Source organism: Mucilaginibacter sp. UYP27 (genome assembly GCF_040547175.1).
Taxonomy (GTDB): domain Bacteria; phylum Bacteroidota; class Bacteroidia; order Sphingobacteriales; family Sphingobacteriaceae; genus Mucilaginibacter.
Genome location: NZ_JBEPPE010000006.1, coordinates 105,977 through 120,523, shown reverse-complemented (window position 1 = coordinate 120,523; position 14,547 = coordinate 105,977). Strand labels below are relative to the sequence as shown.

The following is a 14,547-nucleotide window of genomic DNA, read 5'->3' as shown; positions in this document are numbered from 1 at the left end:
AAACCAATGACGAAGAAAAGCCCCGGAAGCCAGTGATATAATTCACCGCTGATGCCATACCCCGGCAGCCTTTAAAGAAATCAGATAACCCTTATCGGAAGCAAAAATTTGCGGTGCAATACACGCAGGGGATCCCTTTTGCCAATTTTTTTGAAACTTAATTCTTAGCATATAAATATGAAGAATAGACCTCTACAAAAAACACTAAAAAAGTACGCTGTTTTCACCACCATCTCCTTATTGGTGGTAGCCGGGAACACCTATGCGCACAGCACTAAAGCCCGCCCGGATTGGAAAGCAAGATCTGCAAAAGCGGTGATAAAAAATAACCCCGATGCAACCCAGGCTAAAATCACAGGTACCGTTACCGACGAGCGGAACCTGCCATTGCCCGGCGTAAGCGTAAGTATAAAAGGTACAACAATAGGTATCACTACAGATGCTAACGGTAAATACTCGTTAGAAGCCAACGAAGGCGCTGTACTGGTATTCACATTTATCGGTTACAACCCAAAAGAAGTAACCGTTAGTGCCGCTACCGAATACAATGTGCAATTATTGCCAAACTCGCGCGATTTAAGCGAGGTGGTGGTTATTGGCTATGGCACACGTGCTGTAAAAGATGTAACCGGCGCAATTACCAGCGTAAAGGCAGATAAATTTGAGAACGATAATCCAACCAGTGTAACCGATGTGTTGCGTGGCGCGGTACCGGGCATCTCGGTGGGGCTAAACACATCTGCCAAAGGCGGCGGCGCCGGCGACCTGCAAATTAGGGGTAAGGCCAGCTTATCGGGTAATGTATCTCCATTGATCGTTTTGGATGGGGTGATCTTTTTTGGTGACCTTGCCGATATTAATCCAAATGACATTGACAGGGTAGATGTACTGCGCGACCCAAGTGCTTTGGCTGTTTATGGTGCGCAATCTGCCGGTGGTGTGGTTGCCATTACCACTAAAAAAGGTAAAACAGGCGGCCCTGTGGTTAGCATCAATGCCAATACGGGTGTGGCCCAGTTGCTGCAAAATCAGAAATTTTACCAGGGCGAAGATTTCCTCCACTGGCGGTCTGATGTGCAACGGAGTGCAAACTCATCTAAACCAGGCTATTTTTACAGCGACCCAAGAAACCTGCCATCAGGCGTAACGCTCGATCAGTTTTTATCGGGTGCTACAGGCGACCCGGTTGATATTTACCTGCAGCGCCTTGGTTTGTTCCCTAACGAGATAACCAATTACAAAGCGGGTAAAGTTACCGATTGGTCTAAACTGATCTTTAGGGATGGCATCCGCCAGGATTACACCGCGAGTTTATCGGGCAAAACAGATAAGGTTAGCTACTACTTTTCGGGCAACTTCACCAAAAACCAAAACTTGATACACGGTGGCGATTACAACAATACCCGTTTCCGTGTTAATCTGGAAGGAAAAGCCGCCAGCTTTTTAACCGTAGGTGTTAATGCGCAGTACGCGGTACGCGATGAAAGCCATTCCAGCAACCCATTCAATGTTTCGGGGTATGACCTTAACGAGGCCGATTGGGGGCAGATCATCCAGTCATCGCCTTATGGTGATGTTTATAAATCTGATGGCAGTTTAACCCGTATCGCTACAGATGACAGCGGTTTAAATCAGCGTAACCCGTTTTTAGGTAACCGTTACAACAATAACTTGTACACCCAAAATGTGTTATTTACAACCTTGTTTACCAAGGTAGATCTTCCCTTTGGCTTCAAATACACGCTGAACTTTTCGCCACAATTCGAGTCGTACAAAAACTTCTTCTTCAGGCCGGGAGCAAACCCTAACGAGATAGCCGTGAACGGGCTTACCGGCACAGCCTACCGCTCTATGGAGCAACGCTACAGGTATAACCTCGATAATATTTTAACCTGGAACAAAACCTTTGGTATTCACACCTTTGATGCAACATTCCTGTTAAATAAAGAAAAATACCAAACCTGGTACACCCGTACCAATAACTCCCAGTTTAGCCCAAGCGATGTTTTAGGTTACCACAACATTGGCGGCGGCACATTACCAGTAGAAAGCAGCGATGACCGCGTTTACAACGCCGACGCGATAATGGGGCGTATCAACTACAACCTGTTAGGTAAATATAACTTTACGTTTACTGCCCGCCGGGATGGTTTCTCGCCGTTCGGTTTAAAAAGGCCGCGCCAAAACTACCAGGATGCAGCCGTAGCGTGGACATTCAGCGAGGAAAGCTTCTTTAAAACAGATTTCTTTAAATGGCTTAACTATGGTAAACTGCGCTTTGGTTACGGTACCAACGGTAACCGTTTAGTTAGCGGTACTGCCGACCCAAGCCTTGCTTTAGCTGTTATCAGTGGTAACAAATACCCAACTGTTGGCCCGGATGGCACAGTGGTAAATAACAACAGCATCTTAATTACATCATTACAAAACAACGACCTTACCTGGGAGCGTACAACCGGCCCTAACTTAGGTTTAGATTTTGGTTTCTTCAATAATCGCCTTAGCGGCTCGATAGATGTTTACAACCGTAAAACAACCGGCCTTATCGTAAAACGCGAGTTGCTGCAATTGCAGGGCCTGGCTACCTCAAACCTGTACACCAACATTGGCGAGGTTAATAACAAGGGTATAGAGGTATTGATAGAAGGTAAGATAATCCAGAACAGGAACTTTAACTGGAGCGCAACAGGTACATTCTACATGAACCGTAACAAGATCAAACACCTTTATGGCGAGTACAAAACAAAAGATGCTAATGGAAACGACATCACCAAAGAGAACGACGACCGCGGTAACGGCTGGTTTGTAGGCCACGATATTGATGCCGTTTGGGATTACAAGATCCAGGGGGTATGGCAAACGCCGGAACTTGACGAAGCCAAAAAATATGGCGCAGTACCCGGCGACTTTAAGCTGCAGGACATGAACGGCGACTTTAAATTCACCAACGATGATAAGGTTTTCCTGGGTTCTACAGCGCCAAGGTTAAACTGGTCGTTACGTAACGATTTCAACTTTTTTAAGCATTTCGATTTTTCGTTCATGCTGGTATCAAGCATTGGCCAGCTAAAGCAGTTTAACCAGGCAACCAATAACGCGGGTAGCGTAGGCTACGGCCGCATGAACTCGTACGTATTACCATACTGGACACCGGATAACCCTATTAATGATTACGCCCGCCTAAACTCAGGGTCATCGGGTACAACCATTAACGTATGGCGCAAAGCATCTTTTGTAAGGCTGCAAACCGTATCGTTAGGGTACACATTTGCCCCGGCTTTGATCAAACGCGTTGGCATGAGCAGCGCTAAGCTTTTCGTAAACGCTACCAACGTGGCCGTAGCATCCGACTGGCCATTGTGGGACCCACAAAACGGCGGCCCAACCCCAAGATTTTTGGCTGCAGGTATCAATGTCACTTTTTAAGTATAAAGGAAAATCAGAACATGAAAAAGATCAATAAAAATATAATAGCCGTGTTTGCCGTAGCTGCCATGCTTGCGGCCGGCGGCTGTACCAAGCGAAGCGACCTGTTTCCCGAGGCGCCATCAAAATTTACACCAGGCAATACTTTAACTAACCCAGGCGCATTCAGGGCGTTGCTGCTTAATTTAAACCTGGGCATCAGGTTCGAGTTCTTCGGCGATTCGGCACCAATGCTTACCGAGTCGATATTTACGGATGCCGCTGTAGAAGGTACCACCGATAAAACCACCCCGGCGCAGGACCTAAACATCCGCATTACGCCAACCGCTAACTTAAATAGCGACGACTTTAACAAAATAGGCCGTTATTGGCAGGTTTGGTGGCAGGGTGTGCACGATGCAAACGTTATTATCAGCAGGATAAATGATGTTACGTGGCCATCTGACGATGACAAGAATAAAGTTTTAGCCGGCGCTTATTTTCATCGTGCCTACAGGTATTACCGCCTGGTGCACGAGTTTGGTGATGTACCGTTGCTACTTAAGGAAGAAACTATCGTAAACACCGCGTTCGTAAGCACGCAACGCATCGTGATCCTTAAAAAGATGAAAACCGACCTCGAATTTGCGATAACCAAACTGGTAGACAATGGCAACAAAGGCGAACCATCCAAAGGTGCTGCTGCCCACTTGTTAACCAAAATTAACCTGGCTTTAGGTTTGTTTGATGATGCCATCGCATCTGCGAACATTGCCATAAACGGCCCGTACGCCTTAATGACAAACCGCTTTGGTATTGTTGCAGGCGATGCTACCAAAAATGTTGTTTGGGACCTGCACCGCCCCGAAAATAAAGCTATAGCTTCAAACACCGAAGCACTTTACGTGGTGATAGACCGCGAAGCTTTAGAGGGTGCTACCACAAACGGCTCGCAAGTGATGCGTAACTGTGTGCCTATGTGGCATAATGGAACCATCCTTACACCGGGCGCGCTAAAACCGGGTATCTCTGATAAAATTACTGAAGAGTTCCCGCTTACACTTTTGTATGGCCGTGGTATTGGCCGTATGCGCGGTACCCCGTATGCTACCAAATACATCTGGACGGACAATACCGACTTACGCCATGCAAAAGGCATGTGGGCAGATATGACCGACCTGGTTTACAACCAACCGGGGCTTAAAACATCCGACCCTGCCTGGTACGGTAAAAACCTGGAGCAATATACTGCCGCAAATGTAAACCAGCGTTTCCTGAATGGTGCGAAAGATACCATCCGCGCGTGGTTTGGCTGGCCGCACTACAAAGTGTTTATAGGCTCTGGCAAAACAGCGGTCGACAAATGGTGGAGCCCGCCACGTGGTACCAATACAGATTGGTATGTGTTCCGTTTGGCAGAAACCTACCTGTTACGTGCCGAAGCTTACTGGTGGAAAGGCCAAACCGCCTTGGCTATGGCTGATATTAACAAAGTAAGGGCACGTGCAAATGCCGCATTGCTTACCGATGACAGCAAGGTAAACATAGGCACCATACTGGATGAGCGCCAAAGGGAACTTTACTGGGAAGAGCCGCGTAAAACCGAGCTTACCCGTATAGCGTTCATATTTGCCCAAACAGGTAAAGCGGCATACAATGGTAAAACTTACCAGGTGGGCACGTTTGCTACCAATAACTTTTTTTACGACAGGATAATGGAGAAGAACGATTTCTACAAAAATCCTAATGTTACAACCAATTCGGGTAACCACTATACCATTTCGCCTTATCACGTTTTGTGGCCGATACCTCAATCAGAGATCGACCTGAACATTAACGGGCATATCAATCAAAACAAAGGTTATTCGGGTTCCGAAAATAATGTTCCCCCTTTAGATAAAATAGTTGAGTAAGTTTTAGTACAATAATTTGAGTGAACCAGGCCCGTAATTATGGGCCTGGTTTAATTTATTTACCCCGCCCTTATGAAAAAGACACTATCCATTTTATTTTGCCTGCTTGCTGTTCAATTAAGTTTAGCAAGGGTCTATAAAGTAAGGTCGCCGGAAGAGTTTACAGAGGCTGCGGCTACAGTCGCCCCCGGCGATGAAATAGTGATCGCAAATGGAATTTATACCAATTGGGCGGTTACCATTAACGCCAATGGAACGGCAGATAAACTGGTCATCATCCGGGCGGAGAGCAAGGATAAGGTGATATTCTCGGGCGAAGTACATCAATCAATATTTCATATTTTGGGGAGTTATATCCAACTCAAAGGGTTAAAGTTTGAGGATTGCCAGCTATTTAAAAACCAGGGGAAAGATGTTGTACTGATCCAACTGAATGCCACCCGAAACTGCCGGGTTACCGATTGCTTTTTTACAAGGATAAGCGTTAACAGCCAGTTTATGCCGATCGTAGTGATCTCGGGCGATGGGGATAATAACCGGATTGACCATAGCCGGTTCATCAGCAACAAAAACAACATGGATGTGCAGGTGAGGGTTGGTAAAGAGACAGTTCCGCTGCACTCGCTGGTAGATCATAACACCTTTATGAATAAGGACAGCGTTACCTGGAAAGGCAACAACGGCGGCGAGTGTGTACAAATAGGGCAGGACCCCATCCTGCTGGGTAACCGCTACGCCTATGCTACCGTTCGGGACAACCGTTTTATCCGTTGCAATGGCGAGCCCGAGGTGGTCAGCAACAAGGCATCGGGCAATAAATACATCAATAACTACTTTGAAAATTGCCACGGCGAACTGGTAATGCGCGGTGGCCACGAATGCCTGGTTGATAGTAACCGGTTTAAGGGCGGTATTGGCGGTATTAGGGTAAACGGGACGGGCCATACCATCAGCAACAATACTTTTAAGAACCTGCCCATATCCATCAGGCTGATGTATGGCATGGCGAAAGGGAAATTAGACACTGGTTTCTATATTGCCGCCAGCGATTGTATAGTAAAAAACAACCAAATAAAACATTGCGATACCGGCATCCTGGTAGGCGGAGCCAAAAACGCCGACTGGACGGGTAAGTTTGATACTAAACGCTATCCATCGCGCACCGTGCAGGATATTGCACCCTACAATAATGAGTTATTGAACAATATCATCACCGATACAAAAACACCGATAGTGCAATAAATATCGGTATCAACTTTATAACTTTTACCTGCGGGTTTTTAAAGTGTAACAAACAGTTATGTAATTAATGGCAAGCAACCTTTATCGTGAAAATAACCAACCATAGCTATACTTCGTCGGGGATGAATGGTATCGGTTGCGAACTGTCGAAAGGTACATAAACGCGCACCCAGGGGGCGTCATCTATCAGTTTCCATTTATGGGCGGTGCCTGTGGTATCCATGGCTATTAAAATTTCGCCCGGTTTTAAAATGAATGTTTCGCCGGGCATAGTTTCAAACTCCAGCGTGCCAGATAGGGTGATCACGTACTGGTCGGCAGGGGCGTTGTGCCAGTCGTAAAACGAATGCGGCGGCGATTCCTTAAACCTGATGGCCGATGCCTGGTTTAAAACACCTTCGTTTATAGTGCCTGTTTGGATATGCGAGTGGCCGTCGTCGCCGGTGTATAATTTATAAGCTTTTATCATTTGTGTGCAGCAAGGCGGCTAAGCTAAATATTTGCCTTTAAATAAACAGATGAAGTATTCAGGTATTAGATATAGAAGATAATATCTATAAAAACCATCTGCCCAAATGTGCGTTATCGATATATGAACAATTTTTTTAGAGGAATAATAGCTGCCTGGGGCGCTAAAAAACTGGGTGGTGGCTGCCTGTCAACCATTGTTATATTTATTGTGATATACACCTTGCTGGGCAAATGCGGTAACCAACCTGCACGCGCTTCAGTTGTGCCCGTTAAAGCACACGTGCAGGCAATAAGGTAATAAAAAAGGCAAATGATACAACATTTGCCTTTTCGATTTAACTGCTTTTATATAGCGGCATCCAATGCCTGTTTAAAATCTTCTAACAGATCTTCGCGGTCCTCGATACCAACCGAAAGGCGGATCATCCCTTCTGGGATCCCCATTTCGGTTCGTTTATCAGCCCCGAGTTCAAAAAATATGGTTTGCGCCACCGGGATAGCCAATGTGCGGGTATCGCCAAGGTTGCTGCTTTTTATCACCACCTGCAGGCGGTTCAAAAACGCGAAAATATCAACGCCATCCTTCAACGCGAAACTCATTAACCCGCCATGATAGCGGAACAGTTTTTTAGCAAGCTCGTGCTGCGGGTGGTCCTTTAAGCCAGGGTAATATACTTTATCAACCAATGGGTGGCTCTGCAGGTATTCGGCTAAAGCACCGGCGTTGCCGCAAGCACGTTCAAGCCTTAAAGCAAGGGTTTCTGCACCTACCGAAATACTATGAGCCGCCTCGGGCGCAAGTGTGCCGCCGCCATCGCGCAGGCCACGTTTACGGATTTGCGTAATGCCCTGCATATCGGGTTTTATCTGCTCGCGGATGATAGGGGCAATGCCGGGATAGTTAGCCCAATCGTATAAGCCCGTATCGGTAACGCTGCCGCCAAGCGCGTTGCCATGGCCGCCAATATATTTGGTTAACGAGTTGATCACCAATGATGCCTTAACCGTAACTGGCTGAAAGATGTATGGCGAGGTCATGGTGTTATCCACTACGTAAATATATCCTTTATCGGCACATAGGTCGCCAATGTTGGCAAGGTCGGCAATTTGGGTGGCGGGGTTAGCAATGGTTTCTACCATCACCATGCAGGTATTATGCTTGCATGCCGCTTTTACTTCATCTACTGATGTAGCATCAACAAAAGAAATATCAAGTCCAATTTCTGTAAACGTTTGCAGCACACTGCGGGTATTGCCAAACAGGTAGCTGCTTGCAACAATATGGCTGCCCTGTTTCACCAGGGCAAAAACGGTTGCCATAATAGCCGCCATCCCGGTAGCAAAACTTACAGACGCTAAGCCGCCTTCCATCATGGTTACCTTGCTTTCTAAAGCGGCGGTAGTAGGGTTGCCCTGCCTTGAATAGGCAAAGCCTTTTGCTTTATTCTGAAAAACATCCACAAGGCCCTGCACATCATCAAAACCCCAGGTAACCGCGGTATGTATGGGCTGGTGTAAAGCGCCAAATTCCGGCTTACGAAGGCGGTCGGCATGTAACAGGGTGGTTGTAAATCCTTTTTGCTTTGTCATGATGGATGGAAAAAGATAATATTTCGCAATTATAGCCATCTGAGCCTGAAAATCCAAAGCGAACGGTTATATGGGGGTAAAAGTTTAGGGTTGAATTACAATTGCATCCTACCCACCTTAAAAGGATTTCTTAACTTCGCGGCACATTATAACTGCCCCATGAAAAAGTTATTGCTGCTTATACCTGTATTATTTGTGCTTGCCTGTAAGCAAAACCCGGCCGATACGGTTGAAGGTAAAAAACTAAATAAACTGGCGCAGGATTATGTAACGCTTGGCCTTACCATTGGGCAGTACGACGGCGATTTTGTGGATGCTTACTACGGCCCCGATTCGCTTAAACCAAAAGAAATTACGGATAAAACCTTCCCGCGAGATAGCATCCTGGCTAACATTAACAGCCTGATGAACGATATTAAGGTAGTTGCTGACAGGTCGACTGTTGATTCAAATAAGATCCGCGCTAACTGGATGTACAACCAGCTGATCGCCTTTGGCCGCCGTGTTAGGATCTACGGGGGAGAGTACCGCTCGTTTGACGAGGAATCGCGCGAGTTGTTTGGTGTTGCGGCGCCTTCTTACGCCGAAGAATTTTTTAAGGCCGATATAGATAAACTGGATAGCATGCTGCCGGGTAATGGCAACGTTAACGACAGGTTTCAGAAACTGGCAAACAAATTTATCATCCCCAAAGATAAACTGGACGCGGTAATGAAGGCCGCCATTGCCGAAGCGCGTAAACGTACCCTTGCCCACTACAAACTGCCCGCCGGCGAAAATTTTACACTTGAGTTTGTGACTAATAAGCCCTGGAACGGCTACAACTGGTACAAAGGCAAATATCAAAGCGTTGTACAAATTAACACCGACCTGAAGATATTTATTGACCGCGCCATTGACGTAGGCAGCCACGAAAGTTACCCCGGCCACCACGTGTACAATATGCTGCTGGAAAAAAACCTCTATCACGACAGGGGATGGGTGGAGGTCTCACTTTACCCGTTGTTTAGCCCGCGATCGCTTATTGCCGAGGGAAGCGCAAATTATGGGATTGAGGTTGCCTTCCCCGGCGATGATAAAGTGAAATTTGCTAAGACTACCTTGTTGCCGCTTGCCGGTTTAGATACCGCGGGGATAGATATGTATTTTAAGGCATTGGCGATAAAAGGCCGCTTAAACTATGCCCGTAATGAGGCCGCCCGCGGCTTAATAAACGAAACCATGAGCGAAAGCAAAGCGCGCAGCTACCTGCGGAAATACTGTTTGATGAATGATAAAACAGCCGATAAATCTATCAGCTTTATCAAAAAATACCGCAGCTACGTTATAAACTACAACTACGGGCAGGACCTGGTTAAAGGCTATATTGAACACAATGGCGGCACTGCAAAAGATACCGCCAAACGCTGGGAACTGTTTGGCCATTTATTAAGCAACCCGGTTAGTCCGGCAGATTTGGTGAAGAAATAGGGGTTTTAAAATTCCCCGCTTGAGCCGCCACCGCCGCCCGAGCCACCGCCAAAGCGGTTGGTTTGGTGTTGTGCAGGGGTTGGCAGGTGTGATGTTGCCTGGCCCACTATCAGCCCTTCTATGTTTAGTTTGTCCATCTCGCTAAGTTCATCCGGTTCGGCGTAGGTAATGCCGTTGCGTGGTGTTTTTAAATACTTGATGATAGTGTATGATGCCGCCAGCAGTATCATCCCCGCAAGGGTAAGCATCACCTCGATAGGTAGTAAATGGTAATAGTTGCGGAAGGTGGCTATAGATGCCCCCGCTAAAATCATCCCGAGGCGTAAAAATATTGCGCTTTTTTTGCGGATTCCAATGAGTACATAAGCGACCGGAACCAGCATGGTCCAGATCCAGAAGATAAAACCGAACGGGATAGTTGTATGGCTATCGTCTAGGTTGTTAAGCATGTTATTCAAGCGGTTCACCACAAAGTAATTGCCTGCCGCGTAAAGCGTTATCAGACTGATAATTTCGGCACCGGCAAGACAGTTTTTATAATTAATGCATCTCGGATCATCGCTCAAACGAGTCAGTAAATAATGTAAGCTGCCCGCGGCTATCATCATTATAAAAGGCATGGTTGCCAGCCCCAATGGCCCTGCCTTTGCCCAGGCAAAGTACACCACCGCGAAAAATGAAGCACAGGCGGTTAAGGTGGTAAGCATATCTGCAAAACGTAGGGTTAAGTAAACGCACATCAGGCAGATAAGTATAGCGCATAACAGGTTATCGCCAGCGGAATAATACATCTTAGAGATCATCCATATTAAGCCACCGCCAAATAAACAAGCCGAGTAATACAGCAGTGCGTTATCTACACCCGACTGGAGGTAGCTTCTTTCTCGTACAAAAAATTCTAAAGCCGCATAACAAACTATCCCCAAAAAAATAGGCCATCCCGGCGATTCGATCATGTGCGTGCTTAAACCAAGCAGGCTTAAAAGCCCCGTGCCGAATGAAGCGATTATCAGTGTAAGGATGAACAACCCCACGCGGATCACCAATCGTGGTAAATAAAAATAATAGGGGTGTGCCGACCTGATAGCTGTAAATTCTTCGGGAGTTATGCTGCCGTTCCTCAGATCGGTTTTTAGCAGATCGACAACCCGCATGTTGTGCAGCCACTCTTTGTTATAGATGATCATCGGCTTTAATTTTTTTGTTAACATATGCAATAAGATATATTAATGCCACGGCGGATAAAATAAAGAGTATCAACAGTAACTCGAATGTGCCTTCGCGGGCATCGTTACTAACCACCAACTTTACAAATAAGCAGCAGGCAGCAAAGTAGCCATACAAAATACTTAACAATACAAAGTAAAAGGAATGCTCTTTAAACCCATCCAGGTAAATATAGGCTACCAGTGCAAATACTGCCAACAGCCATAAGTAACTGTTGCCGCTGTTGTAATATTCAAAAAAACCGGCTAGTAGGGCTATAAATGTAACGTGTACGCCATAGTGGTGATAAGTAAATTTGAAGTGTTTTTTGATCTGGAACCGGCCTGTGCAATAAGCGGCAGCCAACAATATCGCCCCGAAAAGCATGTAGGTAAAAATGATCTCTCTGCTGTTAAATGTACCGTAGGCAAGCAGCGTTTTTGGTGTAACTGATACGCCCATCCATAAAGCTAAACTGGCTATGGCCATGCTCAGGATGCCTAAATGATCGAAATAGTAGGCGATGAAGAACAGGGCTACCATAGGAATAAAAGTTGCCAGGCCGTAATTGGTGCCAAATACATTGTATTGAAATTGCAGGTAACCCACAAATGTAGCCATACTGATACTCCCCAGCAGCAAAACATAATCGAACCCCGTGTTTGGCGCTTTTACCTTGCCCTTGCTAAACGGCAGCTTGTTTTTGATGCAATAGGCAAAGCACCCTATGCACAGCAAAGCGATAAACGCTAAAATTACCTGGTGCCCAATGGTATCGATGTTTTTATAAACAAGTGTGCCTAATCCGCCGCTTAGCAGCATAACACCCAGGTAAAGCAGTATTTTTAATTCCCAGTGTACAGAGAATAACCGGGTGGCGTGTTTTTCCTTTATCTTTTCGAACGAGGCATCGCTTAGGTAGCCATCGGCATGTAATTTATTGTAGATGTGTTGTTCCAATAGGTGTTGTGTGAGGTTTTTGCTTTATAAAGATAGCAAAGTAAACTTCGCCGCCAACAAAAAAGGGGCTAAGCATTTAAAAATGCCCGGCCCCTCACACTTAACTAAAACAAAGGTTATTGTAATTTTATTTCTACGCGGCGGTTTAATGCACGGCCCGCTTCTGTCGTGTTGGATTCTATAGGTTTGCTCTCACCATAGCCTTTTGTAGCAATGTTATCGGCACTTACACCGGTATTAACCAGGTAAGTTTTTACCGCGTTCGCGCGCTCTACAGACAGGAACATGTTATGCTCATCGGTGCCTTCGGCAGATGAGTTACCGTTCAGTATGAATTTTACAGAGGCGTCTTTTTTCATTTCGGCAGCAGCCTTATCTAATGCAGGGTAAGCGTCAGTTTTTAATATACCCGAGTTAAACTCGAACTGGATGTTTTTAAAATCATAGTCGGGTTTTTCAACAGGGGCAGGTGGCGGTGTTGGTGCCGGCGGCGCAGGTGGCGGTGTAGGCGCAGGTGTTGGCCTTGTTTCTGCTACCGGCTCGGGTGCTTTAACAATTGGCTTTTTTGCCTTACACGCCGGTAACACAGCTATGGCAGTTACAATTACTATGGGCAAATAAAATGTCCTTAAAAACTTCATGTTTTGTTGGTTTGGTAAGTATAAAAAACGTTTTCGGCGTGCCGATATTGTAAATGTATCAATAATGGGCACATGGCAAAGCCAAAATTTATCATAAAAACCTATAGTTTATTTATTTGGTGCGCAACGAAAATAACGCATCGCACAAGGTAAATGGTTTATGCCCTTAACCCCGGTACCCAATTTTCCAAAACTTTTTTGACCCTGTACTATGAGTTAATACACCCTGTGGTTGTGAAGAAACGGCGTAATTATACGTGGTTTACCTTTAGCTGATAGCACCCTGTATAAAGGGTTGTTAAACCCTGTACAAGCCTGCCTATTATCCGTTGCTTTACATCGATATCAATAGTTCTTATTTCATGAAAAGTGCTAACGTTTAAATTAACAACAATTACAATTCACCAAATTTTTATCACCTAAACCTTAATCATCATGTCAGCATCAAGCGACGCTATGCAAACCCTTTCTGCACAATGGTATAATGCCATGGTAACAGGCCTGCAACTTAGCGACCAGCAATTCCAACTTTTTCAGGGCACGGGCACAACGCCTAAAACATCACAGGACCTGTGGTCTATTTTTAACGCCGTACCGCCAAAGTCTATCAACAATTTTTATGACCCCAGCCAGGCAAACAGTTTTGCTTCTGATTACAACCTGATCTTAACCTCGTTAGTAACCGGCAACGATTCGGATTTCCAGAACTGTATGGGCGATTATTACGGCCAATGGATCACTTACTTTAAGGCAAACGTGCCAAGCCCGTTTAATGCCGCTACCGTGTCTACTGTGTTTAATACCTGGGCAATGATCAATGCACCAAGCCAGTCTGGTTGTGTATCTGCGTTAACCAAGGCTTTAATTAACCCGGTAATGTACGCAAATACAATTTTCCAGGGTGCTAACGGTAATTACGCCTGGAACCAAACCATAGATGCATTGCAAACCGCGTTAAATGGCGGCCAGTCAAAAAGTTTTACATTGGATACCGCTACAGCAAGCAGCGATATTTCGCACACCTGGGCAAACGGTAGCGCATCCGGTCTGTTCGATTTCTTTTCGATAGGCGGTGGTGCAAGCTATGATAACCTTACCACGAAGTTAACGTCGGCAAATATCAATATTAGCGCCAGTTACCAAAAGCTAACTACATTTGCTGCCGGCCCATATGCGCAAACTAACAGTAACAACCCTGCCCTTAGCAGCTATTCGCCGTGGTATGTAAGTTCGATATTGGCATTGGCTTATACTACGCAAGATAATACCGTTTGGAATAACGCCAAACCGGTTACCTGGGATAAAGCCTTTGGCCCGGCAGGCTTCCTACAACGTATGGCAACCGCTTTGGTAGTAGCAGATGGCATTACAATTACCACTGTATCATCTGCAAGTTTTAACACTTCAGATCAAACTACCATCACAGCTGCTGCTTCCGGTGGTTTCTGGCCTTTCTTCTCTGCATCAGGTTCTGGTGGTTCATCTACCACGGTAACATTTGATGATCAGGGCAGAATGACCGCTACTACAAAAAGCGCGCTTGGTAACCCGCAAATTTTGGGCGTATTGCAATCACCTATCTCATCAATATTTAGTTAATATACCCCTTATAAGCCCCCCTAAAGGGGGCTTATTTATAAATAGCTACG

The 14,547-nt window shown here is 45.8% G+C and carries 11 protein-coding genes; 6 read left to right on the top strand and 5 right to left on the bottom strand.

What is annotated here, in order from left to right; translation table 11 throughout:
* Positions 1-177: 177 nt before the first annotated feature.
* The 3 genes from ABIB39_RS18050 (at position 178) to ABIB39_RS18040 (ending at position 6,560) form a co-directional block, all read left to right on the top strand.
* The gene (locus ABIB39_RS18050; protein WP_354431575.1) at positions 178-3,426 is read left to right on the top strand and encodes a SusC/RagA family TonB-linked outer membrane protein; all 3,249 of its coding nucleotides are present in this window, start codon (positions 178-180) and stop codon (positions 3,424-3,426) included.
* 20 nt (positions 3,427-3,446) lie between these two features.
* Positions 3,447-5,318, top strand: coding sequence for a RagB/SusD family nutrient uptake outer membrane protein (locus ABIB39_RS18045; RefSeq protein WP_354431574.1), 1,872 nt, complete (start codon positions 3,447-3,449; stop codon positions 5,316-5,318).
* 72 nt (positions 5,319-5,390) lie between these two features.
* On the top strand, positions 5,391-6,560 hold the full coding sequence (locus ABIB39_RS18040) for a chondroitinase-B domain-containing protein (RefSeq protein ID WP_354431573.1): 1,170 nt from the start codon (positions 5,391-5,393) through the stop codon (positions 6,558-6,560).
* Positions 6,561-6,666: 106 nt separating this feature from the next.
* Here the strand turns inward: ABIB39_RS18040 and ABIB39_RS18035 are convergent, their stop codons facing one another.
* Positions 6,667-7,029 carry a cupin domain-containing protein gene (locus ABIB39_RS18035; protein WP_354431572.1) on the bottom strand — a complete coding sequence of 121 codons (363 nt, stop codon included), beginning with the start codon at positions 7,027-7,029 and terminating at the stop codon, positions 6,667-6,669.
* A 123-nt stretch (positions 7,030-7,152) separates the two neighbouring features.
* Here ABIB39_RS18035 and ABIB39_RS18030 point away from each other — a divergent pair, with 123 nt between their 5' ends.
* A complete protein-coding gene (locus tag ABIB39_RS18030) occupies positions 7,153-7,329 on the top strand; it encodes a hypothetical protein (RefSeq protein WP_354431571.1) in 177 nt (58 codons plus the stop codon).
* Between the two features lie 47 nt (positions 7,330-7,376).
* On the opposite strand, the gene ABIB39_RS18025 is transcribed toward ABIB39_RS18030, so the two are convergent.
* Complete coding sequence (locus ABIB39_RS18025; protein ID WP_354431570.1) at positions 7,377-8,621, bottom strand: cystathionine gamma-synthase family protein; 1,245 nt, start codon at positions 8,619-8,621, stop codon at positions 7,377-7,379.
* A 159-nt stretch (positions 8,622-8,780) separates the two neighbouring features.
* Here ABIB39_RS18025 and ABIB39_RS18020 point away from each other — a divergent pair, with 159 nt between their 5' ends.
* Positions 8,781-10,091 (top strand): hypothetical protein, encoded by a 1,311-nt coding sequence (locus ABIB39_RS18020; RefSeq protein WP_354431569.1) that lies wholly within the window; start codon positions 8,781-8,783, stop codon positions 10,089-10,091.
* Between the two features lie 5 nt (positions 10,092-10,096).
* Here the strand turns inward: ABIB39_RS18020 and ABIB39_RS18015 are convergent, their stop codons facing one another.
* From ABIB39_RS18015 to ABIB39_RS18005, 3 genes are all read right to left on the bottom strand, one after another.
* Positions 10,097-11,278 carry a hypothetical protein gene (locus tag ABIB39_RS18015; protein ID WP_354431568.1) on the bottom strand — a complete coding sequence of 394 codons (1,182 nt, stop codon included), beginning with the start codon at positions 11,276-11,278 and terminating at the stop codon, positions 10,097-10,099.
* Positions 11,265-12,257, bottom strand: a complete 993-nt coding sequence (locus ABIB39_RS18010; protein ID WP_354431567.1) for a DUF2157 domain-containing protein — start codon at positions 12,255-12,257, stop codon at positions 11,265-11,267. The genes ABIB39_RS18015 and ABIB39_RS18010 overlap by 14 nt, the downstream gene beginning before the upstream one ends.
* Before the next feature lie 116 nt (positions 12,258-12,373).
* A complete protein-coding gene (locus tag ABIB39_RS18005; RefSeq protein ID WP_354431566.1) occupies positions 12,374-12,898 on the bottom strand; it encodes an OmpA family protein in 525 nt (174 codons plus the stop codon).
* A gap of 435 nt (positions 12,899-13,333) precedes the next feature.
* Here ABIB39_RS18005 and ABIB39_RS18000 point away from each other — a divergent pair, with 435 nt between their 5' ends.
* Positions 13,334-14,497 carry a hypothetical protein gene (locus ABIB39_RS18000; RefSeq protein WP_354431565.1) on the top strand — a complete coding sequence of 388 codons (1,164 nt, stop codon included), beginning with the start codon at positions 13,334-13,336 and terminating at the stop codon, positions 14,495-14,497.
* Positions 14,498-14,547 lie beyond the last annotated feature (50 nt).